The sequence below is a fragment of the Mesorhizobium sp. M1088 genome (assembly GCF_040318575.1).
Taxonomy (GTDB): Bacteria; Pseudomonadota; Alphaproteobacteria; order Rhizobiales; family Rhizobiaceae; genus Mesorhizobium.
This window is the reverse complement of record NZ_JAMYMO010000119.1, coordinates 1-957: the sequence shown is the minus strand read 5'-3', so window position 1 is coordinate 957 and position 957 is coordinate 1. Positions and strand designations below refer to the sequence as shown.

Sequence of the window (957 nt, the reverse complement as noted above, 5' to 3'; positions counted from 1 at the left end):
TCCAGGTCCGATTGTCCCTGAGTAGTGCGTTTGCGAGGATGATGAGCTTTCGCATGATGGCTGTGATGGCGAGTTTTGAGGCTTTGCCGTCGGCCGTGAGCTGGTGGTATTTTGCCTTTAGATCGGGATTGAAGCGCATGGCGACGAGGGCGGGCATGTAGAGTGCCTGTCGGACATTGGCTCGCCCGCCGCGGATGAAGGCGCGGCCGATCCAGTTGCCGGACTGTCGTGCGACGGGAGCGAGGCCTGCGAGGGAAGCAGCCTGACCCTGACCGAGCGTGCCGAGTTCGGGCATTTCGATGAGAAGCGCGAAGGCGGTGATTGCCGAGACGCCCGGGATCGAGACGAGGATAGCGAAGCGACGGGAGAGATCGGGATCGGACTGGATGAGCGCCGTGATCTCCTTTTCGACAGCAGCCATTTGACGTTCGATCTGCCTGAGCTGCTGGGCATTGTGGCGCTTGAGGATGGGAAGGGTTAGCGCCTTGGCCCTGTTCCTCGCCGCCGTCCGGTTCTTCACCAGCGCCTCGCGCGCCATGTGCAGGTCCTTGAGATTATTGAGGATCGGGCTGCGCACCGGTCGTGCTTCGAGGTCGAGAAGAGCGCCCATGCGCGCCAGCATGGCGGCGTCCAGCCGGTCGGTCTTGGCGATCCTGCCGGTGGCCTCGGCGAAGCGCCGGGCTTGGCGTGGGTTGACCTTGACCAGCGCAAGGCCAGCCGCCGCCAGCTTCCGCTCAAAGGCCCGGTGATATGGACCTGTCGGCTCATAGACGATGCGTACGCCGGGCGGGTCCAACCGGCTCGGGCTCAACCAGCTCATGAACGCCTTGTGGCCGCGGCTGTCGTTGGCAAAACGCCGGCTCGCGCCGTCGCTCAGCCTGTGGGCGTCGAGATGGTCTTTCGATATGTCGATCCCGATGGTATCGTTGGTCATCTTTCACTTGTCCTGTGCTTGTC

The 957-nt window shown here is 63.1% G+C and carries 1 protein-coding gene; it reads right to left on the bottom strand.

Translation table 11 applies throughout. The features are described from left to right. Positions 1 to 934 (bottom strand): IS110 family transposase (locus NKH49_RS34725; RefSeq protein WP_352930203.1); only part of this gene is annotated, 934 nt, incomplete at its 3' end. Positions 935 to 957: the final 23 nt, after the last annotated feature.